Raw genomic sequence first — 26,250 nt, forward strand, 5'->3', positions numbered from 1 at the left:
CTCATTTACGGTGGGGAAACCACCGTGACCATCAAAGGTTCCCCGGGCAAAGGGGGACGCAACCAGGAACTGATTCTGGCCGCGGCCGTCGAACTCCACCGGCTCGGCGCGCAAAAGCAAATTGCCTTTGCGTCATTCGGCACCGACGGCATCGACGGAGCCAGTGACGCCGCCGGAGCCATTTGCACCGGGGAAACGATTCACCGCGCCCGCAAGGCCGGGCTGAACCCGCGCAAATTGCTCACGGACCACGACAGCCACCATTTTTTCAAAACTCTCAACGACTTGATCATCACCGGACAAACCGGCACGAATGTCGCCGATGTCATCGTCGCCATTCACTCTGCCCCTCAGAAAAGACGCCGCACCGCACCGACCACCCGGTCGGAAAAATCGGTTCGGTGAGCATTGACCCCGCCTGCAGGACATTCCGCGAGAGATTCTTCGGGGCCGAACCGCATCACAGACTCAGGCGGATATCCGTAAGGCCCGGTGAGATCCGGATCGGAAGCGCCAAAAAGCGCGATCACCGGCTTGCCCAGCGCCACTGCCAAGTGCATCGGGCCGGAGTCATTGGTCAGGAGAGCCGCACCAGAGCGAATCACTCCGGCCAATTCCACCAAGCTCGTTCGCCCGACCAGATTGACGACATTTGGCGACTCAAGGCAACGGCTCTCGGGCAGGCTGGATTTCTCACCGATCAAAACAAATTTTACGTCCGGCATTTGTTTGATGACCGCGGCAAATCCGCTCAGCCGCCATCGTTTGTAATCACCCCGTGAAAAAGGATTCATCACGATGAATTTCTCTGGTATCAGCGGCGCAATTTGCGCGGGCAAATCCTGAGGCAAAGCCAGCGGAAACTCCACAGGCTGCTGTTTCAAGCCCAAATGGTCGATGACTTTCAGGTAGCGGTCAATCGCGTGCAACTTGCCCGGCGGCCATCGAACGATGTCGGGATAGAACCATTTGCTCCCCTCACGCCCGTCCTGAAGCCCAAGCTTGCGTTTGCCCCGCGCCGCCCAGGTGAAAATCCCGCTGCGCAGGAGGCACTGCACATCCACGACCAGATCGTATTCCTCCTCAGGAACCGTGGACAGGACAAACCGCGCAAATTGCGCGGGACTCCGCCAGGGTGTCCAACGCGCCCGGTCGAACTCCAGCGTGCGCCGCACCAGGGGGCAATGCCGGACAAAGGCGGCGTAGCTTTTGTTGATCAGCCAATCGATTCGCGCCGAGGGGAGATTGGCCGACAGCGATGCGGCCAAAGGCAACGTGTGAATGACATCGCCAAAGGAGCTGGGTTTAATGAGGAGAATCTTCACAAATCACTCATTTTCTTAAAAAAAAGACCGGAGCAAAACGGCATGGTCACAGCCTATGGGCAAAAGGATTATTTCCCGACCGCCAACCTCTCAGCGAGGCGTTTGGGCAGCCCGGCATCGAGAATTTTTTGTTGGGCCTTTTCAATGTCATAGTCCAAACGGCGCAACTGGACGAGCTGCGTCACCGTGTCATAAATCGCATAGGAGGCTTTCGGATTCCCATCGCGGGGCTGACCGACACTGCCCACATTGATGAAATACTTTTTGCCCAGCTCAATGCGCACAGTGTCCCAAGGGCCCCCATGCACAGAGGTGTCCCGTGTGAAAGCCAGAGGCACATGCGTGTGGCCAAAAAACAAATCGAGGTGTTCTGATAACTGAAACTGGCGGCGGCGGCCAACTGGTCAAAGACATATCCCCAACGGTGCGGGGTGTCCAAGGTGGCATGCACAATCGTGAATGCCCCCACCTGCCGGATCATTTTCAAGTCGCGCAAGTATTGTTTTTCCTCCGCGCTGAGCTGGTCGCGTGTCCATTGCATGGCGAAACTCGCCAGCGGATTAATCCCCTCAAAATCATCGTCGTTGCTCGCCTGCTCGTCATGATTGCCCTTCACGATGGGACAATTCATCTGCCGAACAATGTCCAAGCACTCGCGGGGGTTGGCATTGTAACCCACGACATCGCCCAAACAGCAATAATGGGTGACACGCGAAGCCTTGGCGTCGGCAAGAACGACTTCCAAAGCTTCGAGGTTGGCATGAATGTCACCAAAAATGGCGTAACGCATCAGGAAAGGATAGTAGCAATTCCCGTCTATCGCGCAAATAATCTTTTTTCGGAGGGAATCTGAAGTTGATCCTCCAACTCCGGGATTCTGGTCCTGAAAGTGGGCACATGGTTGTCCTCGCTGTCCAACCAAAGCCGCCGCATCTCGTCGTAAGCGCCTTGAATATCCCCGCCATCAAGAAGTTTGAAGGCCACCTGACGTTTCAAATAGGTCGGGGTCTCGGGAAAAGCCGCCGCTTTGCGGTAATATTCAGCCGCTTCCAGCGGGCGTTTCTGCTTGTCAGCCAGCAGTCGCGCCATGGCGGCGTGGAGTTCCCAGCTGCCGGGATTGTGCTCGATTCCTTTTTTCAGGGTTTCCTCCCCGAGATCGAACCACATTTGCTGGTTGCGCGCGCGAACCGATTCGCGGGGTTCCAGAGGATCCACGGAAGCCGCATAGGAGCTATTCCACGCAAAATGCCACGCGGCATTGTCCCAAAAATAAATCGAATTGGGCTGGAGGGTGTTCACGACATGATATTTTTCCTTCTGCTTGAACCACAGATGCCGTTCCCAATCGTTATGCGCGGATATCCACAGGAGATTGGCGACGACATTGCGGAATCCTCCCATGAGCGCGACGAACATGTATTGGCTGAGTTTCTCCCGCACACTCAGCAGTGAGGAGACATTGCCGAAGCCCAGCGCGGCATAGTCACGGTTAAGCGCGCGCTCCATCGGCAGTTTCACGGCGTAGGCGGCGACAATGACCGCCACGGCGGCGATGAAGCAGCTTTTCCTGAGTTGAATTCTTTCAATGAGAGTCATGAATGGGTCGTCGATGATGCCAAAGCGCTGTGTCAAATCTCCCGGAATTCAAAAAATGCCCACGCCACAGCCAGAAACGCCGCCGTCATCACCAGTCCATAGGCGCAGGAAGTCAGCGCCACCGACCACGGCAGGATATTGCCCATGACCAGCTCATCGGCGAGGTTGAATTTATTCATGTCCGGAAAAATAATGGCGACCACACCCAGAAAAACTTTTTTCAAGGGCTCGGTCGTCCCATGCCACGCCTCTTGGGCAATGGACTGCAAATGGCAAATGGTCACGGCCACAATGCTCATCAAAATGGTGAAAATCATGGATGTGGAAAAACTCGAGATCGCCAGTGTGATCGCCGCGACGAGAACGACTTTGACCAAAATCAGCACGATGGCCTTAAAGACTTCCGGATCACGGGACTGCTTGAGGATTCGGGCTTCCTCGGTTTCAGCAAAGGCGCGAACCTCGGGATTGTCCATGGCTTGGCTGTAATTGGCCCGCAATTCGCTCACCAGCTCTTTTTCCTTGTAGAAAATCACCCCGGTAAAGGTCGCACTCATCAGTCCGAGGGCCACGAGCAGGATCAGCACACTGCCGAGGAATTTTCCCAGCAGAAACTCCAGCCGCAAAACCGGCTTGGCCAGCAGGGTGTAGATGGTGCGATTATCCAGCTCCGTCGGGATCAATGAGGCGGTTCCGGCAATCGCCAGAATCATGCCCATCAGTGACATCGCCCCGAGACAGAAATCCTTGATGAATTTAAACTGCGCCTCAAAGGTGAATTGCGTAAAAATCACCGCCGACGAGATGAAACACAGCGAGAAAATCAGGAGAAAAATGAGCACTTTCTGACGGACAAGCTCCGTGACGGTGTTCCGGGCAATGACCCAGATGCGTCGGGGCGAGAGCATCAGGAGATTTTGGGCGGCGCTTTTAGCTTTCATGAGTCGGTCCCGCTTTTTCAACGGCCTCCAAAAAGAGTTTTTCGAGTGTGGTGGTGGGATGTCCGGTTTCGAGAACCCGGCCACCGAGCCGGGCAATTTCAGCCTCGATTTTGGCGAGATTCTCCGGGGTGATATTTTCCATGGTGACAGAATAACGGTTCTGCACCGGGGCAAGCTCTTCCATCCGTCCATCGAGGATTTTTTTGCCGCAGTGCAGGACGCAAATGTGGTCGCAAACCTCCTGAACCTGTTCGAGCAGGTGCGAACACAGCAGAATGGTTTTGCCGCGTTTTTTGAGCTCCAGAATCAGGTCGCGGATTTCACGGGACCCCACCGGATCGACTCCGGCGGTGGGTTCATCGAGAAAAAGAATCTCGGGATCATGAATCAATGCCTGGGCCAGCCCGATGCGTTGCAACATGCCCTTTGAATAGCCGCGCAAACGGCGTTTCTGCCGGCCATCGGCCAGTCCGACGAGATCGAGCAATTCCCCGCTGCGTTGCCGGAGCAATTTGCCCGACAACCCGGTGAGTTCCCCAAAAAAACGGAGGGTTTCCTCACCCGTGAGATAATTGTAAAAGTAAGGGTTTTCCGGCAGATACCCGATCAACCGGTGCGTCTCGACGCGGTGACAGCTTTCGCCGAAAATCGAGGCGCTCCCCGATGTCGGCGACACAAGGCCGAGGAGGATTTTGAGGGTCGTGCTTTTTCCGGAACCATTCGGCCCAAGCAACCCGAAAACCTCGCCCTCGCGCACGGTCATGTCCAGCGCATCCACCGCCGTCATGGTGCCCCGACGCCAGCCGAGCTGGAATTTCTTTGTCAGTTGTCTGATCTCAATGGCCTCTGGCATGATCCTTGGAATCCTTCACAAAAAGTTTTGTGGTTTCATCGTTCCCTTTCATATTGCCCGATTTTTTTGAACAGACAAAGGTTTTCTTTGTTGCGCACAATTTGCCTTCTCTGATGCGTTCCCCCATGATGATCGATCCTGTTCTTGACCATGTGTTATCAACCGTGTACACTTTTGGGTGACAATAAAGGAACACTATGAAATTTCTCAGCGTCCGTGATTTACGGGGAAATTCAGCCCGCGTCTGGCGTGAATTGCCCACCGAAAAAGAAATGGTCATCACCAGCAACGGCCGCCCTGTCGCCGTATTAACCGCTGTCAATGAGGCGAATGTCGAAAAATCACTCGCCGCATGGCGTCAGGCCCGCGCTCTTCAAATCATCACGGAGATTCAAACCGAATCAGCCCGCAAGGGGACATCCGTCCTTTCATTGGATGAGATCAATGCCGAAATCTCTTCGGCCAGAAAAACCCGTCGGAAAAGCTCCCGGTGAAGGTGGTGTTGGACACAAATGTCCTCATTTCCGGGTTGCTCAATCCTTTTGGCACCCCCGGAAAAATCATTCGTTTGATCGGCAGCCCTGACCTGACTCTCTGTGTGGATGCGCACATACTGGCTGAATATGAGGAAGTGATGAAACGTCCCCGGTTTCAAATTTCCCCAAAAATGATTGATGAACTCATGGAGTCCATTCGTCTCGCGTCTGAGATTCACCCGCCTTGTCATTTGAAAATCGATTTGCCCGATGAGGAGGACACCCCTTTTTTGGCTGTGGCAATCGCATCCCGCGCCGAGTTCCTGATCACGGGGAATATCAGACACTTTCCTAAAACCCATCGACAAGGGGTCAATGTCGTCACCCCCGCTGAATTCATCATGCTCTCCAGCAAACCCGGCAAATGACAGGCCGGTTCTCCGCTGATTTTCCCCTGAACAGACAAAGGTTTTCCTTGTTGCGCGCAATTTGCCGCGTGACAGAACGGGGTGAATCGTTTTGGATTTTTCTCCTGAAGGATTGCCTATGCCAGAGAGTTTTTATCATCATTTGGCCGATTACCACATGCACACGCCGCTGTGCAAACACGCCAGTGGCGCCCCGTGGGAATATGTCCAGCGCGCGGTGGAGCTGGGGCTGGGCGAGATCGGGTTTTCCGACCATTGCCCCATGCCGCCGTGGTACGATCCGGATTTCCGAATGAATGAAAATCAGATGTCGATCTACCGGCAGATCGTCGATGACGCCCGGCGGCGTTTTCCCGATTACCCAATCAAATTCGGCATTGAGGCGGACTTCCATCCCGGCACGGAAAAATATATCGAGACCCTGATCAAAGAGCATGAATTCGACTATGTGATCGGCTCGGTTCATTACATCGACGACTGGGGTTTTGACAATCCCGATCTCGTCCACCGCTATGACGACATGTCCATCGAGGACATCTGGGAGAAATATTTTTTCCTCTGGGAACAGGCCATTTGCTCCGGGCTTTTCGATGTCATGGCGCATCCCGATCTGGTGAAAAAATTCGGCCACCGCCCGAAAGGCGACTTGACCCGGTTTTACAAAGGCCCGCTTTATCAGTGCATGAAAATGGGCGTCACCATCGAGGTGAGCACGGCGGTCTGCGCAAACCCGTCGGCGAAATTTATCCCAGCGAGGATTTTCTCAAAATCGCGCGGGCCCATGACATTCCCATCGTGATCTCCTCCGACGCCCATAAACCCGGCGAAGTCGGCCAAGATTTCGCCCAGGCTGTGGAATTGGTTCGCAAAACCGGCTACACCCGCACGGTGCGTTTTTCAGGGCGGCAGAAACAATTCATCGACCTGCCTTAAAAAGGACTGTCCCCACACGCCAAGATCGGAAAAATCCGAAAACTTCGGCTTGCCATCAGGATTTTTTCGCCCACATAACTAAAAACTGCATATATCCAAAACATCAACTTCGTTCCCTTATGAAAAAACATTCTCCCCCGGCATCTGGAAACTCACAGTCGGCACCCCCGAAAAACACACGCCCGTAAGCATGCGCAACCGTTCACCCCGCCCGGAAACGGATTTTGCGGCCCTGCCCACTGTCGGGCAATCTCCCCTCTCCACCGCGCAAATCTCCGGGCGAAAAACCTCACGGGGATTCGTCATTGAACTCCCCTTGACCTCCCATGATGCGGTTTTCGGCTTGGGGCTGCAACTCAAGTCATTCAATCAAATCGCAAAGAAAAAAACCCTCCGCGTGAATTCCGACCCCATTGCGGACATGGGAGACTCCCACGCGCCCGTGCCATTCTATGTGACCACATCGGGTTACGGCGTCCTCATCGACACAGCCCGTTACGCGACCTTTTACATCGGATGCGCCACCCCGCTTCAAAAACGCTCCGCCGATGACAAAGGCGACAAGACCAATCTGGGGGCATTCACCCAAGATCTCTATGTGGATAAAAGCGTCGAACAAAACAAACGTGTCTATGTCGAAATCCCCCATGCCTCCGGCGCGGACATCTACCTTTTCGCCGGCCCGGACATGAAAAATGCGGTGGCGCGCCACAACCTCTTCAGTGGTGGGGGAGTGCTGCCTCCGCGCTGGGGACTGGGCCTGTGGTATCGCGGACGGGCGGACTTCGGGCATGAGGAATTCATGAAACTGGCGGATGAATTCCGCCAGAGCAAAATGCCCTGCGACGTTCTGGGCTTCGAACCGGGCTGGCAGACACATTCCTACGCTTGTTCCTATGTGTGGAACCGGGAAAAATTCCCCGATCCGAAAAACACGATGGATGCCCTCCGGCAGAAGGGCTTTCACGTCAATCTGTGGAGCCATCAATTCACTCACCCCGCCTCCCCCATCTACCAACAGGTTCAGGATTTCTCGGGCAGTTTCGAGGCATTCAAACAAGGGGTCGTTCCCGATCTCACCCTTCCTGAGATTCGCAAAATCTACGCTGACCATCATGACCGTGAGCATGTCGCCATCGGCGCATCGGGCTACAAACTCGACGAATGTGACAACTCCGATTTTATCGCCTTCCCATGGTCATACCCGGAAATGACGGAATTCCCCAGCGGACTCGACGGGGAACAGATGCACAGCCTGATGGGGACAAACTACATGGAAACCATCGACGGTATTTTCCGCGCGCGCAATTTGCGCACATACTCCGAAGTGCGCAATGCCCATGCGCTCTGCGCGTCCTACCCCTTTGTGCTTTACAGTGATCTCTACGACCACAATGACTTCATTCGGGGAGTCGTCAATGCGGGCTTCAGCGGTTTGCTCTGGTGCCCGGAGGTTCGCGAAGGAGCCAGCGAGGAGGATCTCATCCGCCGCATTCAAGCCGTTTGTCTGTCCCCTCAGGCGCTCGTGAACGCCTGGTATATCAAGAATCCCCCGTGGAAACAGTGGCGTTACACCGAAAATAACGAGGACAAATTCCTCGAAAATTTCGCCCAGCTTGAGGCAAATTGCCGCAAGTTTTTCGAGCTTCGCATGCGGCTGATTCCCTATCTCTACGGGGCGTTTTATCAATATTACCTCAAAGGCATTCCCGCCTTCCGCGCTTTGGTGATGGACCGGCCTCAGGACAAGGAGACCTATTCTGTCGATCATCAATGGATGATCGGTGATCATCTCATGGTCGCTCCGATCGTGGCGGGAAAATCCGAGCGCGAGATTTATCTGCCCGAGGGTGAGTGGTTTGATTTCTGGACAGGCCGGAAATATGCGGGTTCACAAAAAATCACCATGCCCGTGCCTCTGGACATCATCCCTCTTTTTGTAAAGGCCGGCACAGTTCTGCCTCTGGCCACTGTCACCCAGCACACGGGTGACGAGGAGAGTCTCAAGCTCGACGTGCGCATCTATGGCGACGGCCATCTCCCCGCCACTTTGATCGAGGATGACGGCACGACCTACGATTTCACCCGAGGACAACTCAATGTCGTCACCGTGTCAGGCTCCGGCGTCCCCGCGCAAATTGCGCGGGTGGGACAATATCAGGGACCGGCTTATTCAATTCAAACCACAACCCTCATCCCATAAAAACATCCATTCCACATTCCATGAAAACATTTCCTGAAAATTTTCTCTGGGGCTCCGCCACAGCGGCCACCCAAGTCGAAGGCGCTTGGAATCTTGACGGCAAATCGCCCTCAATCTGGGATGATTTCGCCCACACGCCGGGGCTCGTCTCGGACGGATCGAATGCCGACACGGCCTGTGATCAATATCATCGTTACTCCGAGGATGCCGCACTCATGCGGGAACTCGGGATGAATGCCTACCGCTTTTCGATTGCGTGGCCGCGTATCATTCCCACCGGCCATGGTGAGATCAATCAAAAGGGATTGGATTATTATTCCCGGCTCGTGGACACACTCATCGCCAATGGCATCACCCCTGTGGCGACGCTTTACCATTGGGATTTGCCGCGGGCGATTCATCAGAGCGGCGGCTGGCTCAATCGCAAATCAGTGGGGTGGTTCGAGCAATATGCCCGAACCGTTATCAAAGCTCTCGGGAACCGCGTGAAATACTGGATTCCCATCAATGAACCCAATGTTCACTCGGAACTCGGCTACCGTCACGGGTGGCATGCTCCTGCCTCAGTAGGGGGCCGTTACACCGCGCTCCAGGTCAACCATCATCTGACCCTCGCCCATGGGGTGGCCGCACGCGCGGTCAAGGAACTCGTCTCTGGCGGAATCGTCGGCACGGGGGTCAATGTCGCAGCTTTTTATCCGATGAATCATGAACCCCGCCACGCGGAGGCGCTCCGCCGTTGCGAGCAGGATCAGACCCAATGGTATCTGGATCCCATTTTCAAAGGCGGATATCCGGAGGAGGCCCTGAAACGCGCCTATGACAATGGCGACGATTTCTTCATGAAAAAAGGCGATGATGAGCTGATGTTTGGGCACACTGACCTGCTGGGATTCAATCACTACTTCAGCATTTGGGTCGAGGAAAGCGACGCGCATGGTTATCAGGGATGGAACTATGGCAAGACCCCTGAGGGGCTTGAGAAAAACGCTTGGGAGTCTGTGGTCTATCCGCAGGGGTTTTACGACTGTTTCCAGCGACTCTCCGTGCGTTACAAAGGATTCCCGCTCATCGTCACCGAAAACGGCCTACCCGACCCATCCGACGCAATTTCCGCCGACGGCCAGTGCCATGATGTCGCCCGGGTGGGTTACCTCCGCAAATATGTGGGAGCCATGAAACGCGCCCTCAATGATGGCATCGACATCCGCGGCTATATGTTCTGGAGCTTTATGGACAATTTCGAATGGGCCGCCGGATACCACATGCGCTTCGGCCTCGTGCACACCGATTTTCAGACCCTCAAACGCACGGTCAAAGACAGCGGAAGACTCTATCGCGAAATCATCGCCTCACAGGGCGCGTGTCTGGATTGAATCATCCCCGACACTCTAGGACAATCGGTAAACCCGGTGCGCGGGCAATTTGCCCCCCGCCGGAATTTTTTCTCCGCTGATGATGTCTTCCGCATTCGCCGGAGCCATTTGCTCGCGGAAAGCAAAAAGGTGATGGAGACCGCCGTCTCGCGAGGACCAACGAACCCCCTCGCCGTTTTTGAGCACTGTACGCACATCCATGACATCCCGGATTTTTTTGTAAACGGAGAAAACGTCGCGCATCCGGGCCAATGCCTGTGGGTCGCGCTCTTGGGCGGGCACCTGCCAACAGGCCATGTTCGGCACACGCTTGTGCGCGACACACTCGAAAAGATAGGTCACAGGCAATTTGCCCCGCAGAATGTCATTGTCGATATATTCATGTGTTCCCTCCTTGACCGGGGGATGAACGCAGGAGTCGTAGGAGTAACCCAAGTCCTCGCCCTGATAAGCGTCCAGCCCATACATCCCCAGACACGAATGGCTGGAGAATGTCGTAATGGCCTCGGGCATGAGATACAGCCCTTCATTGGCCAGTTCCGCATAAATCCGCGCCATCTGAGCAAATTGTGGTTTTTTGTCGCCTTTGGAATAGTCCAGCTGCCACCAGCCAAGATTCGAAAATGAATCCCAGAGGAATCCCTTTAACCCCGTCTTGGCGCTGATTTCCTTGATTCGAGCAATCAGGTAATCAGTCACGGGAGCATTGAGATTTAAAGCCCAACAGGCGGAGGCATAACCTGTGTCCGGGTGCGATCCGCTTTCTTTTGCGGCGAAAACGCCGAATGTTCCGTGTCCCTGGCCTTTGTTTGTGTGTCCATGATTCCAAGCGGAGCGCGGAGACAGGTGGGCCGCGATCCAGGACAGAATATTGATTCCTTTGGCTCTGGCCTCGTCACAGACTTTTTTCAGGCCCTCCTCACCCCCGCGCAATTTGTCCACTTCCAAATCAATGACCTCGCATTGGCTGGACAAAGTCAGCTTGGCAAGCACGCCCCCGACTTCCTTGTCCTTGAGCTGGAGTCGTTCGATCTCGTCAATCTGAGTCTGTCCACTCTCCCAGATGGGGTCAATCATCACATTGTCAGCATTGAGTTCGGCGGCCAGATCAATCACATCGCGATAGCTTTCATCGAATTTGATTTGCACCCAGACATTTTTACAAAGACTAATCTGGGGCGGGCCGTCCTTTTCAATGCCGAATTGCCGGCGGGCTTTGTCGCGTTCACGGTCATGCACACGTGTCCAGAGATTCATCAGGTCCACATTGTCCAGCGTGTCCGGGCAATGGAGAATGGTTTTGGGATTCGTGCGGAAGGAATGCGTCTCCTCGAAAAGGTGCAAGTCCCAGAAGCGGAGATGGTCATCCCCGACATTTTTTTCGACCACCGTGCGAATCAGGGACACTTCGTCGAAATAATTCAGCAAAACGCCCCGTCCCTCTCGTCCCCGTTGCAGGTCAAAAGACGGCAGGAGCGTCCAACGTGCCCAGAGATTCCCAGGCATGCAACCAATGACATGCTCGAATCCCGCCGTCGAATACGCCTCGCCCTTTGACATCGGGCAACGCGCCGGGGTGAGCCAACTGCGCAAGACTTGCGTATTCCCATCAATCGCCCCGCCAATCTCCCAAGTCTGCCGGTCCACGATCCGATGACATTTCACCTCAGGACTGTCACCCTCGAACCAATATTTGAACCCCTCAAAAGTGTGGCCGTCCACGGTGTCTGATGCCGGGCGGAATTGAATGCGGAAATCCACCTCCTTGGCCGGGGCGTCCCAGCACACATCCCGGAAACACAGGTCGCCGGATGTGTCCCTCTTTTCCCGAAAAGGATAGTCATTGCTGCTCAGAGCCTTCAAATGAAGTGTCACTTCATCGCCGGTCTGTTGCAAATTGCAAAAACGGTATTTCCCGAATACGTCCCCGGCAAATGTGTCAAACCACGGCAGAAACCTGATTTGCTCATTTCTGAGCGGGGTCTGGTGGCATCGCACCGCACCGATGGAATGCAACTCGGATTGCGCATTAATGACTGGAGTAATCTCGACTGGGCCAAAATGGATGGAATTCATAAAATGCAAATCCCAGCCCTAACCATCCCCCAACATTTTTCAAGACAAGTTTTTCGGCTTGTTCATCACCCAAAAACACATTCGCCCCCAAAGGATATCATGGACATTCAGACATTCCGGTTTCTTTTCCAGCATGAAAAAACAGGCATTGATCAGGCAAATTCTGAGGAAAACAATTCCAGATCAAATCTTTTTCAACATCTTATTGACTTGCTCAAGATTGAAAGCTTCCGGATCATAATCTCCCACCCATTCAAGAAATTCGGCCTGCTCCGCTGATTTCTGGGGCGCTTTCAGGGCTCTCAATATCGCCTCATATCCATAAGGGCCGCCGCAATCCTCCGGGGGGCAGGCTCTGGCTCCATCGGTGCAAACTGGGTAATCGGGGAGGTGATCATCGGCGAGGAGTTTCTCCACGAGAATTCCATGAATCCAACTGTCGCCGAAATCGTATTCATATAAAAATCGCGACCGGGCACGGAGAGCCACCTGACTCAACTCCACCTGGGCTTCATCTTCCATCCCAATGTCGTCTAAGCCCACATTTATCATTGAGTAGCTTTTCCCTTTAATGCGGAAAGCATGGAGATGACAATCCTCCCAGCCCATCCCGAACTGAATCACATCATGCAAATCCTCCAAGGTAAAAGTCAGAGGCAGAATAATTCTTCTCCAAATTAACGGCTCAATATACTCCAGAGTCACATTGATCTGAACATGTGTTTTTTTTAGCCTTAATGCCTTTCCAGCATTCGTCACGGGCGTTCTAATTCTTGCAATCATAATTTTTTCCAAATGGTTCCAACTGATTTTCGCCTGTCAAAATTGATGATGACAGGCTTTTTCATGAATCCCCATATTCAATCAAACACGCTGGAATCTCTGAGGGGTTTTTGACAACGCAATAATTCCAAACTCCAAATGACGCCTCTGCGTTGACTGCGGCAACCCATCTTCTGGCAGCGGCTGTTTTCACCTCTTCCAGCGGGTCATACCCTTTGGTTTCCAGAATCAGGCATATGGGCTTTTCTCCCTTAAGACGAATGATAAAATCCGGGATATAATCATGCATCTGCCCATTGTGGAGGTAAGGAATCGCAAAACCCATGCCGGCATTTTTTGCAAATGCGTCCACAGCCGGATGTGTATCAATAAAATAAGCCGCCGATTGTTCCCATACTTTGGTATCGGCCACAACATAGTTGAGATGACTCTTTGAAACCTCTCGGACTTCTCGGCTGGTCCAAAAATCAACCTCATTGGTAGTCCCAGGTCCACGAGAAGACTCATATCGTGGAATTTCCGGAGCTTCACCACTCAAAGAATCAGGACGAATACACTCCAAGAGCACTTCCACTAACCAACCATAATAAGGGGCAAAATGAAGATCCCTCAAATCGGCGGGGAGCTGAACGGCCACTTCTTCATGAATGTATTTATTCACAATTCCCACCATCTGGGGAAAAAGTTCATGACTCGGAACAGCACATCCACGATGCTCGATAAAATCTTTCGTCAGAGCTTTTGCCACATCAAAAACCAGTTCTTGAACCCTCAATCCTGCACGTCTCTCAGTAAGAGAAACCTTCACCTCTGGTCCGGGGCCCATCAGAGACAGTCTGCCTTTGTTTGTCTGATTAAGTCCCTTTACCTGAACTTCGGGTGGGATTTGATCCGGTTTTAATATTAAAGACGGCACATTCTTCCAATCCACACAAATACGATTCCTCACAGATTGTGTGTACCCTTCCACGCGAGGAAATTTAATCTCCAGATGCTTCCTCTGGGGAATGGAGTGAACATGATGACGTTTGACAGGCTCGGGTGGCGGGGCGGAGGAATTTGCTTTGAATGGCACCACTTCAAAGGGAACACCAAATACCTTGGCCACTTCTTCTCCCATCAACCCGGTTGCCTCATCAATCTCATAGCTTGCACGTCTCAGACCGCGTCCGACGACTTGCTCGCAGAGGAGCTGCGATCCAAAGGGGCGCATCCCAATGATGTGTGTGACCGTGTTACAATCCCATCCTTCCGTCAGCATGGCCACGCTGACTATACAGCGCACATCGCGGCCTGGGGGGTGAAGCGGCCTTCCCAGTTTATTCGCCAAATCGACAAACCCTTCTGGGAAAATGTCTATGCCCTGCATATCCTTGGGCCATGATGTTTTGCCGACTGTATCCAGAGTCAGGCGCATCCATCTTGATTCGTCCCCTTTGGATTCACCCGTATCCGTCTCATGGACGACCTTGGAGTGAACCACGATCGTATTGACTTGTTCTGGCGCATTGCGAAACCCTGGCAGTTTGGCGGAAGGTATTCCAGACGGGCACTTGTCATTAGCCAGCCATTCATATACCACATTAGCCATGGCGGTGTTTTTACAGACGATAATAAAAACAGGAGGTCGACTTTCCCCCCTTTTCTTCCAAAGCTCCCATTCTGCTTCCCACAGACCAGCCAACATTCCAATGGGAGTATGAGCCCACTTCAGCACAGCCTCGGGCTTTGGTGTCGCATGTTTGCCGCCCCGCTCGGCGGGAGTCAGCCGCCCTGGCTGCATAATCCACCGCCAGATATTGAAATACCCTGGGATTTCTGCGCCCGAAGTATCCCTGACTGCCAACTGGGGAATTTTTACCAAGCCAGACTCAATAGCGTCCATCAGGCTGAAATCACTCACCACCCAAGGAAAGGGACGATTGGTTTGCTGCCCCACTCGGCCTAAAAAATAGGGTGTGGCCGACAAGTCCACGCAGAGGTTGATGCCCCTGTTTTTTTGAATGCGATCCAAACCATCGATCCAAACGGTTGCCTCCCTGAAAAATTCTTCGGCTTCTTCGTCTCGCCAAACTCATCTTGCTCATATTCGTCAGGCTCGTCTTTTTTGATCCGATACGCATGATGCGCCTCGTCATTGAGAACGAGAATATTCTGTTTTCCGCCAATTTCCCGGCCAAGAATGCGCTCAATTAGCTTCACATCACTTTCCACATAGCGCCGGGAACGCACTTTGATTGAGTTATCATTTTGCGGGTCTCCTGACACCAGCTCCAGCAACCCATTATCAAGCTGTCGGGCGATTGTCTCACGTGTGAGATAACGAGTCCCCCTTTTCGTATCATTTTTTTCGCCGATCCGAATGATCTCCGTGGTCAATATCTCGCGCCCGCGCTTCACGACACGGGCTGCAGCACCCTCATTGATAGTCTGTGGCTCAAATACATGCCAGTTTGCGACAATGACTTTTCCTTGGCGTAAACGCTCCATCAAATGTGACGGCACAAGGTCACGTGTCCGATAGAGACTGGCTTCCCCTAGTTCTGGATCAAGCTCTCGGCACCGATCCCGAATGGTCACATTGGGCACGACTACTAATGCGACATCTGAAAATCGTGCATCCCCCCGATCATTGGCCTTATTCAGCAGACTCCAAGCAATGACCATACCCATGACTGTTGTTTTTCCAGAACCCGTTGCCATTTTGCAGGCATAACGGAGAAACCCGGTCATGCCCTCGGCTTTGCGGTCATCACTGGGCTCATCACGGGGGATTTCGATACCCTGTCGAAAATCCCCTCGCGCCTCGGTCAGAAAAATGATTGTTTCAACTGCTTCCAATTGCGCAAAAAAAAAGGCGTTTCTCGCGTCCTTCCCGTTGCCAGTGCTGGAGCAGCTCCAATGTCGTCCGGGTTACCCCAGCGTAACCGGCTTCGCGCCAGGCTTTCAGTCGCTCCCGAATCCGGTTGACCAGCTTGATCTCAATGGCCAACCCGCTCCGCTCATCCTCCCGTCCGGGCTCACGGTAAAAATACATCGCGGGGCGTCTTCCCACCCGGCGTTCGGCAGCCTGCCCCTCCAATATCCACCAATGCTCCTTCGGTTCCTCAAAAGGCGAACAAAGAATCGGACTGGAAACTTCAAAATTGCTCATAATCCAAAAGCCTGCTGAATAAAGTCCAGTTTCTCCTTCACCTCGGGATGAATCTCCTCCGGTTTCATCAAAGCTGCGATCTCGTCAAAGCGTGTGTAATCAAATCCATGAATTCCAGCTGTCTCCAACAATGATTCAATAATTTCCGTTCTTGCTTTTGTCGTTTTGAAATAATTCTCAATCAAGGGAGGAGGCGAAAACGGATTCTTAAAAAATGATTTGATCAAATCTTCACCAAATATGCCCACAAAAAACTCTCTCACAATACCCGTCGCATTCCATGTGATCTGTTTTTCGATATATCGAGCCAAGACTTCGGGATGAATGAGATAACTCTCCGACTCATATCGCGACCATACAATTCGATTAAGTCGTCCCGGTTCCGGATTCGGACTAGGGGGAATGCTTCCCTTTCCATCTCCGTCAATAAGCCAGATACCAGTAATACTTTCATTAGCCAATCGAAGTGCATCATAGTGATCATTTACTCTGACTTCCGATGCTCCGATGCGCTGGGGAGACTGTTTCCCTCTCCAAAAGGGAGTGCGATTTAAGTAATCACTCAATGGATGCGCCAATTTGCTGGCCCACACGCGGAGCAAATTCAAATCAGTGTATCCTTCCAAATAGAGAATTCCGGGCGTGGAGGTCGCGGCGACAATATCCGACTGTTGAAGTACAGCTACAGCCTGCTGAAGCTTTTGAACGTCCTTTGGTGCAGTCAACCTACGAGGCCTGCCCATCATAACACAAATTTGCTCTGGTGAAGTGGAATTGAAAATGACCTCCGAATGTGTCGCCACCACGAGTTGACTTTTGGTTGATGCCGCTGCCTTCCGTAGTTCAGCAAAGATAGTGTCCTGCAAAAACACATGAAGGTGCGCATCAGGCTCATCGACCAAAACAACTGAGCCGCTCCTCGTGAAAAGAGACGCCAAAAGGACGACAACTTGTTGGAATCCGCTGCCAGCGCTCAGGATATCTAAACGGGGAGCAGTTTCATTTAAGCGGTATTCACAAATAATCTGTCCTCCGGGTGTCTGCGGAACAAGCAACTCCACCCCAAAAAGCCGCTGAATCACTGCCGTTAACTCACCCCAGGCGGGCGTAACAGACGCTTGATATAATAAGTTGCGTATGACGTCGCCTGGCCGTTGGCGTCCAAGGAGCGTTTCAATATACTCCGCCTGATAGACTGGCTCTTCAACACTGAGACCGCTTACTGTGGAAAGATAGACAACATTGGGGGTTAACTGAGCCACTTGCTCGGGGTCAATACTGTTCTTGGGTCGAACATATATCTGTTCAGTGGAATCCTTAAGAAATTCCATTGCCAGCGTCACACCATCCTCCATCTTTACCTGTATTTCTACTGATCCCAAATAGGCGCGGTCTTTCCAAAGTAAATCAAAAGTACGAACGGGGACAGCGCTAAATGCCTGTCGTGCCAATGGGGCTTTCGTATAGGCCCCTCCATGCCTCTGAAAATCGTTGAGCGATTTCCATTGTTTTAATGCGAGTGCCCATGCAGCAACTGCCTGCAGAACTGTCGTCTTTCCACAATTATTGGGTCCCGCAAGGATGACATGGCCGCTGAGATCGAAGGTCTCTTTTTCAAAGCGCTTGAACCGTCTGAGTATAACTTCTTTGATCATTTTCTCGCCCCCAGCTTTCTGACCACCAGCAGTTCGTTGCCGCGTTCGTCGATGACCTTCACGGCGATCTCTTTGTGGGTTCCGGCGGTGAATGGCGCACTGGTGGTTCCGGCCAAGTGATCCCAGACATCGTTGTCATAGTCGCCTTTCAAAGCTTTTTTGAGACTCTCCCATGCCCCGGTCTTCGGAAAAAAGGCCTGTGTGACATGAAAAACCCGCCCGTTGTAGTCGGTATCGAGAAACCACGCGGGCACTTGATCTCCCCGTCTGTGATCGACCTCCATACTAATGGGGTCAAAGACATCCAGCCCGAGCAACTCTACCTGCCAGCGTTCCTCGGTCTCTTCCTTCGCCGGGGGCAATTTGCTCACGTTCACCTCGGGCGAACCGCACACGCTGAAAATCTGGCTGCTGCGCATATTCTTGAGCAAATCGCCCATGAGCAGGTCAGGGGTCGCCTGCACGTATGTCGCGGGCACGTTAAAAACCGCCTCGCAGTTGTCCACGGTTTCCCGCGCTTTGGCCTCGATGGCGAATCCAATGACATAGAGCCGCGCGTAATTCTTTCCCCAGGCCTCCTTGGCCGCCTCGGCGACAAGCCGTTCGCTCACGGCTCCGTTTTCAGGACCGAAGACAAAGGCGACGGGTTTGTCCTCGCCATTAATCTGCAAGGCCTCCGCCCCAAGGCACAAGGTCTTCGCAGGCGGGCGGATATTCTTGAAATTCACCGTCCGGTTCCCGTCCAGTCGGAGAACGGGCGATTTGCGCAAAACCTCCAGCATCCGGGCGGCAAAATCCGCATACGCTTCACTCTGAATGCCCGGGGTGTCGGGTTCCTCATCCAGCCCATGCGCTGTGGGAATCGTCGCCTCAACAACGAATGGCCCGCAGACCCGCGTGACATTTTTCGACTGTTCAGGTCGATCCACGAGCACCTCCTCCTTGGGCGGCTCGTTGTTGGCGATGCTCTTGAGGGTGATATGCGGAACAATTCCGCCCACTTCCTCGCCTTTCTGATTCTGCTTGCGCTTGTAAACAAATCCCCCAGCTGGTCCGATCGATTCTTCCTTGAGTTTAAACCAATCAAAAGTTGCAGTCAAAAGTCTCTGGCGCGCCAGGGCGAGTGGAACCCGGCTTGTGTCCATGGTGATCCAGCGCCGTCCCCATTGCTCCGCCACAAATGCGGTCGTGCCCGAACCGCACGTCGGATCAAGCACCAAATCTCCCGGGTCGGTCGTCATCAGCATGCAGCGTTGAATGACTTTAGTGTTAGTTTGAACGACATAGGTTTTCTCATCCAAAAAACTTCCGGTCAAAGTATCTGTCCAAATATTACCTATTTCTGAGAAAGGAAAGTCATTGGCAAAACGTCGATATTGAATGCTATTTTTTGCAACATGTATTCTATTTGCCTCAGCTAGAAGTTGCATTCCGTCCGGATAGCTAGCTTTCCAATGAGAATTGGCGGGCGGATTGTATATTTTACCCAAAAATTCAAACGGCTGTGGTTCCTTAGATGATCCCTGGCCCAACAAATTATCTGGCTTATATAATTTGGCACCTTCAGGGAGTGGACATTCACCTCGTTTTTCTTGAGCTGAAACACCACGATAAGTGCCGTCAGGAAACAACATCCAAGAAGCTCCTACATCTCCCGGTTGAATAGATTTTTCAGTGTAAAGCTTATGAACTTTTATTCTCTCTTTGTCCTTCGCATACCAAAGCAAAAAGTCACCTAAAGTTGCCAAAGTGTTAGTTTCAAATCCTGATGTTGTTTGAAAAGATATTTGGCTAACAAAATTCTCCGCACCAAAAACCTCGTCCATGAGTTCCCGGACATGGTGGAGATTTTCGTCCGAGATTTGGACAAAGATACTGCCGGAAGGTGTGAGCAATTCGCGCGAGAGCAGGAGTCGGTCTCGTAGGTAGGTGAGGTAACTGTGCAGGCCGAGTTCCCACGTATCGCGATAGGCCTGCACCATTTCTGGTTCACGTGTCATGTCGGCGTCGTCGCCATGGCCGACATCACGCTTGCGCACAAAAGGCTGGAAATTGCTGCCGAATTTCACCCCGTAGGGCGGATCGATGTAGATCATCTGGACCTGTCCGCCAAAAGACTCGTAGCGCAGGAGGGAATTCATCGCCACGAGCGAATCCCCCAGAATCATGCGGTTCACCCAGTCCTCGCGGTATTCGTAGGCGCGGAGCACCTGATCCGTGACCGAATGACGCGGGTCACCGAAAAGCTCAGCCATAAAATCGAGTGTCTTATCCTTTTTGTGTCCCGTCAGCGTCTCGATAATCGCCCGTGTGGAGAGGCGTTCATGGACAAAAAGCGGCAGTGTGGGCACCTCGAAAGACAACCTCTCGGCCTTGCCCGTCCAATTGAGAAAGGGTTTGGAAAGGGACTTAAGCTGCTCGGCCGCAGTCTTTGCCTCTGCGAGGTCCTTGGACTCCAATATCCTGCGGATCAGCGCCTCCCCTTTTTCCCGTGCCGGGTTTTGCCCATCCCAATCCAGTGCGGGCGACAGGGACGAGTCATATTTGTAGGACTGCGGTTTCTGATGCTTCTTAAACTGCGTCTGTGTGCCGATTTCAGGCCTCAAGGGCAGGTCGGATGTGGGATGCGAATAACTCGCAGTTTCTTTCACGGTCATTTTCCGTCCGGGAGAGGGGCTTTTGGGGCGAGGCATGGTGGACTCCTTTGTAGCAGATGCCTTCGCGGAAGGCATTAAATTTCTGAGGGCTCTGCGCATCCTTGATCATGGGGTTCATCAAAGACTTATTTTCAGATAAAACAGTGGAGCCAGTTGTCGGATTCGAACCGACGACCGACGGTTTACAAAACCGTTGCTCTACCCCTGAGCTAAACTGGCGTTTGGGAAGAATCTTTCACTGTGCCCGAAAGCCTCGCCGAGATCAAGCGCGTTTCTTTTCAAAAAGAGATTTTCTGTTTGATTGACCGGCCACCACGGGGCAAATTGCCCCTATGATCAAAACCCTTTTCTGTGCGGCCTTGTGTCTCAGCATGGCCTCCGCCCCGACCGTGCAAGCCTCCTCAGGCTCAAAACTCTCCCTGAGCCGCGAACAATACTCCTCCATCGGCCAGCGCATCTGGAAAAATGAATGCGCGGGCACCGTCGAGGGGCTGACCGCATGGAATAAAGGCGAGGAATTCATGTCCTTGGGCATCGGGCATTTCATCTGGTATCCGAAAGGCAAGGACTACGGATTCGACGAAAGTTTCCCGAAATTTGTGCAATTTGCCGCGTCACGCGGATACAAATTGCCCGGCGTTTTGCTGGGTAAAAATCCGGCTTGCCCTTGGAATTCGCGGCAGGAATTTCAAGCCGCATTCAACAGCGCCGAGATGAAATCACTCCGGGCTTTTCTGAAAGACACCGTCACACTTCAGGCCGAATTCATCGCGCGCCGTCTCGAAGCGTCCCTGCCCAAAATTCTCGCCGCCGCCCCGGCCTCACAACGCGCCGACATCGAGAAAAATTCTACCAAGTCGCGGCGACCCCCGGCGGCATGTATGCCCTCATGGATTATGTGAACTTTCAAGGGCGAAGGCGTCAAGGAAACCGAGCGTTACAAAGGCCAGGGCTGGGGCCTGCTCCAGATTTTTCAGGAGATGAAACCGACGAATTCCCCGGAGGCGGCGTTGGCGGAATTCCGCCGCGGCGCGGCATTCGTGCTGAAACGGCGCATTCAGAACAGTCCCCCCGCACGCGGTGAATCCCGTTGGGAGGCTGGGTGGATGAATCGTGTGAATACTTATCGCAACTAGCGCCATGGAAGTTTTTTCTCTTGTTTCTCCGGTGGAAAACACTACTTTGGCATCATGAAACATTTCAAAGCCGCATTTGCCTCAATCGCTGTCGCAGCCCTCTTCACGGGATGTTCCAGCGATGACTCCGCCAATTATCAGAGTGCCAGCGCCCACCACGCCGGAGCCGCTGATCAAGGTCTGCCCGCTGATGCTTCGACAGCACAGACCCAAGAGCAGCAGGTCACAAATATTTACACGCCGACCACCCATGAGGGACAACCCACAGTCAGCTCCACGGAATACACCCCACCCGCTCCCGCAGACACCGGAAGTTACTCCACGGTGGATTACACCGTGGTCGAAGGGGATTCCCTCTGGAAAATCGCCCGCCGTCACAATACAAATGTCTCCCGCATCAAGGAGGCCAACAATCTGACCTCGGACAACATTCGTCCCGGTCAAGTCATCAAGGTTCCAGTTCCACAATAACCCACTGGGACATTTTTTTGTTTTACCCAACATGACCTTGGAGCATCACCGCTCCAAGGTTTTTTTATGCAAACACGCGGCATCATCATTCGCAAATATCCTCTGACAGAGTCGAGCCTGATCATTCATTGGATGACCGAGTCCCATGGCCGGCTCAAAACCGCCGCCAAAGGCGCGCGCAAACCGAAAAACAAATTCCACGGCAAACTCGACCTGATGGATGTCGGCACCCTGTCCTGGAGCGCCTCCCGACAATCCGATCTGCATGCCCTGACCGATTTTCATCTCGAAAACCGCCCCGCGCAAATGGCGCAGGATTTGGCCCGGTTGGAATATCTCGGTTATGCGGTGGAATTGCTCGAAACCGTTTCCGAGATTGAAATCCCCCACCCTGAGCTTTTTGCGTGGCTGAGCAAATTGCACACGCACCTCGGCAAAAAAAGCCCTGACGGCCTGCTGCTGGCGCGAATGGAATTGTCCTTGCTCAAGGCGCTCGGACTCCAGCCGGAACCCGACCATCACAGCCTTGATCCGGCAACGATCCAATCGCTCCAAGATTGGATGAGGGGGGGCAAATTGCGCGAAGAATCCATCACGGACGGGCAGGCCCATTCACTGACGCGATGGACGGGCAAACTCATCCGCGAGGCGCTCCACCGTCAGCCACGTTCGCGGCCACATTGACCGGATTCTCCGGGAAAATATCGGCGTGAAAAACCAATCTGCGGCATGAGGTTCAAAAAAACTCAAACTGCGGCAGGCTCTTTTTTGACGGGGGCATCGACCCACTTGCCGTGCTCCTTGATGAGATCGACGAGGCGCTGAACCGACTCCTCCTCGGGGATGTTGAATTTCACAGCTGTTTTCCCGACGTAGAGATTGATCTTGCCCGGAGCGCCGCCGACATAACCAAAATCGGCGTCGGCCATTTCACCGGGGCCATTGACGATGCAGCCCATGACCGCGATTTTGACCCCTTTGAGATGGCTCGTCGCGGCTTTGATGCGGGCGGTGGTGCTCTGGAGATTAAATAGCGTGCGCCCACAGGACGGACAGGCGACATAATCGGTTTTGACCGTGCGGCAGCCTGCGGCCTGCAAAATATTGTAAGAAATGCGCGTGCGCTCCAGCGCGTCCAGACTCCCGTTGAAACGAACCGAGTCCCCGAAGCCGTCACACAACAGGGAGCCGAACACTGTCGAGGCTTCCAGCAGGGGATTGGGGGAATTCGTGCCGTCAAAGACAAGTTGCAATGGGTAATCGTAACCCTCCCTTTGAAGCCATGCCGCCAAAATGCGATAGGCGGGAATCGGCGCAAATTGCCCCGCGCCGGAGACAGCCACAGAGACAAGATGAAAAATTTCTTTCCGCGCAATTTGCAGAAATTTCTCCGCCTGCGCCATTTGCCCGTCACCGATTTCGATTTGAAGGACTTTGTTGCCCTCCCGCGCGGCTGTGACGAGCCGGGTCAAATCGTCTTGTGTCCACTCGTTGGAAACTTGGAAATTCACCTTGTCCACCAGCGACAGGCAATCAAAGGCAAATTGCTTCGACTCACCGACATTTGCCGACAAGGGCGCTTTCGAGACGGCGCGAATTTTTTTCAGCCCCTCGATATCGGCGGCGGAACCCACGGTGACATTGACAATCTCCGCAAAGGCGAGTTCATCCGCCCGAAGCCGGGAAAATTCCCCGAGCAATTTGTCCGGGTTCGACGGAGAAATCGGCACGGGAACCTCCACGCGGAGGGTTTGTTCGCCACCGATGGGCACATTGGCGACGACAATCTGGCCTGTGGGCCGGCGTTGGTAAGAGTAAGGATCACGGGTTTCAGTGACATTGATCTCCAGCGCGGGCGAGGCCACCTCAGGCTTGCCGAGCCGGGCATTGTATTTTTCCACCAGAGCGAGCGCGACGGGCACCTCATAAATCGCGTCCTCAGTCAGGGAAACACGAATCGTGTCGCCGATTCCGTCATCCAGCAGGGCTCCGATGCCAATGGCGCTTTTGATGCGGCCATCCTCGCCGTCCCCGGCCTCGGTGACCCCCAGATGCAGGGGATAATTCCAGTCCGGGCCTTGTTCATCCAGGATTTTGACAAGCAGGCGATAGGCCTCAATCATCACTTTCGGATTTGAGGACTTCATCGAGAAATTAAAATTGTGGAATCCGTATTTCCGCGCGATCCGGGCGAATTCCAAGGCGCTCTCGACCATGCCGCGCGGGGTGTCACCGAACCGGTTCATGATCCGGTCTGACAAGGAACCGTGATTGGTGCCGATCCTCATGGCGCGACCGAGTTCCAGACATTTGAAAACCAATGGCTTGAAGGCCTCCTCAATGCGGTCGAGCTCCTTCTGATATTCCTCGTCGGTGTATTCCAAAACGGCGAATTTCTTTTTGTCAGCGTAATTGCCGGGATTGACCCGGACTCCCTCGACCCATTTGACCGCTTCCATGGCGGCTTCCGGCTTGAAATGAATGTCCGCAACGATGGGCACCATACACCCCTGATCGCGCAGGGTTTTGACGATATTTTCCAAATTCGCCGCATCTTTAACCGTGGGGGCGGTGATGCGAACGATTTGACAGCCCGCCCGTGCCAGATCCAGGGTTTGTTGCACCGAGGCGGCTGTGTCCATGGTGTCGCTGGTGATCATGGATTGCACCACAATCGGATGGTTTGCGCCCATGTAAACAGCGCCCTGCCCCGGTGTGCCGACAACGACTTCGCGGGTCATGCGACGGTGATAGATGAAAGGATTGCGGCAGTAACTCATAAATCTCCTACGGTTCCGGTGTTTGATCAGGCGCAGTGTAAAATTCCGGCGGGGCAAATTCAATGACTTTCCGATCCTCCTCCTGATAAAGCTTTTCCTGTTGCTGGCGGCGGGCGAGGCGTTTGACATCGAAAAATGTCACATACACAAAAAGTCCGAGAAGCAGCACCACAAAAACCGTCTGAATCGCGTTGAGGATTTTAATATTCATCTCCCGCCCGCGAATTTTCTCAATCAACGCCAGAAGGATGTGCCCCCCGTCGAGCACTGGCAGGGGCAACAGGTTGAAAATCGCCAGACTGACATTGAAAAGCACACTAAACCACAGCGCCAGGCGGATGTCATATTTGACCATCTGCGAATAGGCGTCAAAAATGCCGACCGCACTGCTCAAGTGGCTGGGATTGATCCCGCCTCCGGGACTGAAAAGCGAGACGAGTATTCTTTTTGTCTGATAAAGGATTTCGCTGATCTGCTGGGCGGGATTCGGGTGATCCACATAGGCTTCACCTTTGACTTCAAGATTTCCAAGAATCACCTGCTCCATTCCCTTGGGTTTGCGCGGGATGATGGTCGTTTCAATCGTTTGTCCATCCCGGAGAACCGTCAGCGGAATCCCATGGTCGACATTTTCCCGGCAGACATCCATGATCGTGCTGTAGCTGGTCACTGGAATCCCGTCCAAAGAGACAAGCTCATCCCCCGGACGCGCACCGGCGAGTTCCAGCGGGGAATCCTTGATGAGTGGGCCCGCAAGAAATGTCATCGCGGGTTGAATCCCCACCCGGCGCAGTCGATCCTCATTTTCACGGCTAGGAGGAACCGCGATTGTCAGGATTTTGCCGTCGCGCTCCACTGTAAAAACAACCTCTTTGCCCGTGCCCAATATAATATTGAGCATGACCTGCCGCCATTTGCGCGTTTTGTTGCCGTCGATGGCGATGATTTTGTCCCCCACACGCAGTCCTGCGGCGGCGGCGGGCATTTTGGCATCGACATAGCCGATCGTCGTGATGAATTCGCTTTTGTCGGAGGGAATTCCCGCCACCCAGACAATCAGGGACAGCGCCACGGCCAAAAGAAAACTAAAAAGCGGCCCGGCAAAAGCCACGATCATTTTGTCCACAGGCGTAATCGGGGGCAGTTGCTCACGCTTGGAATCTGTCTCGCCTTCGATGGCCTCCATGGGAGCCATTTGCGGCAGGGCCACGTAACCGCCCAGAGGAATGGAGCAAATCGCGTAATCCACCCCCTTGCGCCGCCATGTCACCAGCGGAGGGCCAAACCCAATGGCGAACCGCTCGACTTTGAGCCCGCGCCACCGGGCTGCGAGCATGTGTCCCCATTCATGAACCCCCCACGGCCAATGAAAAGAAAAAGACAATCGCAAAAACGATGTAGAGATAA

Annotated in this window: 22 protein-coding genes, 1 tRNA gene and 1 pseudogene; 10 read left to right on the plus strand and 14 right to left on the minus strand. The window is 53.4% G+C overall.

Going from position 1 to position 26,250, the window contains the following annotated elements:
* Positions 1-405 (plus strand): MOFRL family protein (locus QQ055_RS10440; RefSeq protein WP_286004675.1); only part of this gene is annotated, 405 nt, incomplete at its 5' end.
* On the opposite strand, the gene QQ055_RS10445 is transcribed toward QQ055_RS10440, so the two are convergent.
* The 5 genes from QQ055_RS10445 to QQ055_RS10465 all read right to left on the minus strand — a co-directional run bounded on the left by QQ055_RS10445 (position 351) and on the right by QQ055_RS10465 (position 4,715).
* On the minus strand, positions 351-1,325 hold the full coding sequence (locus QQ055_RS10445; protein WP_284478281.1) for a glycosyltransferase family 9 protein: 975 nt from the start codon (positions 1,323-1,325) through the stop codon (positions 351-353). The two genes, QQ055_RS10440 and QQ055_RS10445, sit on opposite strands and share 55 nt — an antisense overlap.
* A gap of 181 nt (positions 1,326-1,506) precedes the next feature.
* The gene (locus tag QQ055_RS10450; protein ID WP_286004676.1) at positions 1,507-2,115 is read right to left on the minus strand and encodes a metallophosphoesterase family protein; all 609 of its coding nucleotides are present in this window, start codon (positions 2,113-2,115) and stop codon (positions 1,507-1,509) included.
* A gap of 26 nt (positions 2,116-2,141) precedes the next feature.
* Positions 2,142-2,957, minus strand: a complete 816-nt coding sequence (locus tag QQ055_RS10455; RefSeq protein ID WP_284478279.1) for a tetratricopeptide repeat protein — start codon at positions 2,955-2,957, stop codon at positions 2,142-2,144.
* On the minus strand, positions 2,954-3,862 hold the full coding sequence (locus QQ055_RS10460) for an ABC transporter permease (protein WP_284478278.1): 909 nt from the start codon (positions 3,860-3,862) through the stop codon (positions 2,954-2,956). Before QQ055_RS10460 ends, QQ055_RS10455 begins: the two co-directional genes overlap by 4 nt.
* Entirely contained in the window at positions 3,852-4,715 is an 864-nt protein-coding gene (locus QQ055_RS10465) for an ABC transporter ATP-binding protein (protein ID WP_284478277.1), read from the minus strand. The genes QQ055_RS10460 and QQ055_RS10465 overlap by 11 nt, the downstream gene beginning before the upstream one ends.
* Positions 4,716-4,912: 197 nt before the next feature.
* On the opposite strand from QQ055_RS10465, the gene QQ055_RS10470 reads away from it, so the two are divergent.
* The 6 genes from QQ055_RS10470 (at position 4,913) to QQ055_RS10495 (ending at position 10,131) form a co-directional block, all read left to right on the plus strand.
* Positions 4,913-5,209, plus strand: coding sequence for a type II toxin-antitoxin system Phd/YefM family antitoxin (locus tag QQ055_RS10470; RefSeq protein ID WP_284478276.1), 297 nt, complete (start codon positions 4,913-4,915; stop codon positions 5,207-5,209).
* Positions 5,210-5,211: 2 nt separating this feature from the next.
* Positions 5,212-5,619, plus strand: a complete 408-nt coding sequence (locus tag QQ055_RS10475) for a putative toxin-antitoxin system toxin component, PIN family (protein WP_286004677.1) — start codon at positions 5,212-5,214, stop codon at positions 5,617-5,619.
* 91 nt (positions 5,620-5,710) lie between these two features.
* Complete coding sequence (locus QQ055_RS10480; RefSeq protein WP_286004678.1) at positions 5,711-6,418, plus strand: histidinol-phosphatase HisJ family protein; 708 nt, start codon at positions 5,711-5,713, stop codon at positions 6,416-6,418.
* Entirely contained in the window at positions 6,415-6,552 is a 138-nt protein-coding gene (locus QQ055_RS10485; RefSeq protein WP_286004679.1) for a hypothetical protein, read from the plus strand. The genes QQ055_RS10480 and QQ055_RS10485 overlap by 4 nt, the downstream gene beginning before the upstream one ends.
* A 190-nt stretch (positions 6,553-6,742) precedes the next feature.
* Entirely contained in the window at positions 6,743-8,755 is a 2,013-nt protein-coding gene (locus tag QQ055_RS10490; RefSeq protein WP_286004680.1) for a glycoside hydrolase family 31 protein, read from the plus strand.
* Between the two features lie 20 nt (positions 8,756-8,775).
* Positions 8,776-10,131, plus strand: a complete 1,356-nt coding sequence (locus QQ055_RS10495; protein WP_284478272.1) for a GH1 family beta-glucosidase — start codon at positions 8,776-8,778, stop codon at positions 10,129-10,131.
* A 15-nt stretch (positions 10,132-10,146) separates the two neighbouring features.
* Here QQ055_RS10495 and QQ055_RS10500 read toward each other — a convergent pair whose 3' ends face one another.
* The 6 genes and pseudogenes from QQ055_RS10500 to QQ055_RS10535 form a co-directional block, all read right to left on the minus strand.
* Positions 10,147-12,207 carry a hypothetical protein gene (locus QQ055_RS10500; RefSeq protein ID WP_285964357.1) on the minus strand — a complete coding sequence of 687 codons (2,061 nt, stop codon included), beginning with the start codon at positions 12,205-12,207 and terminating at the stop codon, positions 10,147-10,149.
* Between the two features lie 183 nt (positions 12,208-12,390).
* Positions 12,391-12,990: a plasmid pRiA4b ORF-3 family protein gene (locus tag QQ055_RS10505; RefSeq protein ID WP_285964356.1), complete on the minus strand. Its 600-nt coding sequence runs from the start codon at positions 12,988-12,990 to the stop codon at positions 12,391-12,393.
* Positions 12,991-13,051: 61 nt separating this feature from the next.
* Positions 13,052-16,144, minus strand: a pseudogene (locus QQ055_RS10925) (BPTD_3080 family restriction endonuclease).
* On the minus strand, positions 16,141-17,799 hold the full coding sequence (locus QQ055_RS10525) for an ATP-dependent nuclease (protein WP_284478266.1): 1,659 nt from the start codon (positions 17,797-17,799) through the stop codon (positions 16,141-16,143). The pseudogene QQ055_RS10925 and the gene QQ055_RS10525 overlap by 4 nt, the downstream one beginning before the upstream one ends.
* Positions 17,796-20,492: a site-specific DNA-methyltransferase gene (locus QQ055_RS10530; RefSeq protein ID WP_286004682.1), complete on the minus strand. Its 2,697-nt coding sequence runs from the start codon at positions 20,490-20,492 to the stop codon at positions 17,796-17,798. Before QQ055_RS10530 ends, QQ055_RS10525 begins: the two co-directional genes overlap by 4 nt.
* A 108-nt stretch (positions 20,493-20,600) precedes the next feature.
* Positions 20,601-20,675 (minus strand) — tRNA-Thr (locus QQ055_RS10535).
* A 113-nt stretch (positions 20,676-20,788) separates the two neighbouring features.
* Here QQ055_RS10535 and QQ055_RS10540 point away from each other — a divergent pair.
* Positions 20,789-21,358 (plus strand): hypothetical protein, encoded by a 570-nt coding sequence (locus QQ055_RS10540; RefSeq protein WP_286004683.1) that lies wholly within the window; start codon positions 20,789-20,791, stop codon positions 21,356-21,358.
* Here the strand turns inward: QQ055_RS10540 and QQ055_RS10545 are convergent.
* Entirely contained in the window at positions 21,344-21,598 is a 255-nt protein-coding gene (locus QQ055_RS10545; protein WP_286004684.1) for a hypothetical protein, read from the minus strand. The genes QQ055_RS10540 and QQ055_RS10545 overlap by 15 nt on opposite strands.
* 48 nt (positions 21,599-21,646) lie before the next feature.
* On the opposite strand from QQ055_RS10545, the gene QQ055_RS10550 reads away from it, so the two are divergent.
* Together QQ055_RS10550 and recO are read left to right on the plus strand one after the other, a co-directional pair.
* The gene (locus QQ055_RS10550) at positions 21,647-22,063 is read left to right on the plus strand and encodes a LysM peptidoglycan-binding domain-containing protein (protein ID WP_284478262.1); all 417 of its coding nucleotides are present in this window, start codon (positions 21,647-21,649) and stop codon (positions 22,061-22,063) included.
* 66 nt (positions 22,064-22,129) lie between these two features.
* The gene (gene recO, locus QQ055_RS10555) at positions 22,130-22,747 is read left to right on the plus strand and encodes a DNA repair protein RecO (protein ID WP_284478261.1); all 618 of its coding nucleotides are present in this window, start codon (positions 22,130-22,132) and stop codon (positions 22,745-22,747) included.
* 62 nt (positions 22,748-22,809) lie between these two features.
* Here the strand turns inward: recO and ispG are convergent, their stop codons facing one another.
* Positions 22,810-24,843, minus strand: a complete 2,034-nt coding sequence (gene ispG, locus QQ055_RS10560; RefSeq protein WP_284478260.1) for a (E)-4-hydroxy-3-methylbut-2-enyl-diphosphate synthase — start codon at positions 24,841-24,843, stop codon at positions 22,810-22,812.
* 7 nt (positions 24,844-24,850) lie between these two features.
* On the minus strand, positions 24,851-26,233 hold the full coding sequence (gene rseP, locus QQ055_RS10565; RefSeq protein WP_349775347.1) for an RIP metalloprotease RseP: 1,383 nt from the start codon (positions 26,231-26,233) through the stop codon (positions 24,851-24,853).
* Positions 26,234-26,250: the final 17 nt, after the last annotated feature.

The organism is Geitlerinema calcuttense NRMC-F 0142 (assembly GCF_030285425.1).

Bases quoted from the DNA above. Each gene is read 5' to 3' on its own strand.
- QQ055_RS10490 (WP_286004680.1), top strand. From the start codon at position 6,743: ATGCGCAACCGTTCACCCCGCCCGGAAACGGATTTTGCGGCCCTGCCC.
- QQ055_RS10540 (WP_286004683.1), top strand. From the start codon at position 20,789: ATGATCAAAACCCTTTTCTGTGCGGCCTTGTGTCTCAGCATGGCCTCC.
- QQ055_RS10500 (WP_285964357.1), bottom strand. From the start codon at position 12,207: ATGAATTCCATCCATTTTGGCCCAGTCGAGATTACTCCAGTCATTAAT.
- QQ055_RS10465 (WP_284478277.1), bottom strand. From the start codon at position 4,715: ATGCCAGAGGCCATTGAGATCAGACAACTGACAAAGAAATTCCAGCTC.
- QQ055_RS10530 (WP_286004682.1), bottom strand. From the start codon at position 20,492: ATGCCTCGCCCCAAAAGCCCCTCTCCCGGACGGAAAATGACCGTGAAA.
- QQ055_RS10505 (WP_285964356.1), bottom strand. From the start codon at position 12,990: ATGATTGCAAGAATTAGAACGCCCGTGACGAATGCTGGAAAGGCATTA.
- QQ055_RS10550 (WP_284478262.1), top strand. From the start codon at position 21,647: ATGAAACATTTCAAAGCCGCATTTGCCTCAATCGCTGTCGCAGCCCTC.
- QQ055_RS10460 (WP_284478278.1), bottom strand. From the start codon at position 3,862: ATGAAAGCTAAAAGCGCCGCCCAAAATCTCCTGATGCTCTCGCCCCGA.
- QQ055_RS10525 (WP_284478266.1), bottom strand. From the start codon at position 17,799: ATGATCAAAGAAGTTATACTCAGACGGTTCAAGCGCTTTGAAAAAGAG.
- ispG (WP_284478260.1), bottom strand. From the start codon at position 24,843: ATGAGTTACTGCCGCAATCCTTTCATCTATCACCGTCGCATGACCCGC.
- QQ055_RS10545 (WP_286004684.1), bottom strand. From the start codon at position 21,598: ATGGCGCTAGTTGCGATAAGTATTCACACGATTCATCCACCCAGCCTC.
- recO (WP_284478261.1), top strand. From the start codon at position 22,130: ATGCAAACACGCGGCATCATCATTCGCAAATATCCTCTGACAGAGTCG.
- QQ055_RS10470 (WP_284478276.1), top strand. From the start codon at position 4,913: ATGAAATTTCTCAGCGTCCGTGATTTACGGGGAAATTCAGCCCGCGTC.
- QQ055_RS10495 (WP_284478272.1), top strand. From the start codon at position 8,776: ATGAAAACATTTCCTGAAAATTTTCTCTGGGGCTCCGCCACAGCGGCC.
- QQ055_RS10450 (WP_286004676.1), bottom strand. From the start codon at position 2,115: ATGCGTTACGCCATTTTTGGTGACATTCATGCCAACCTCGAAGCTTTG.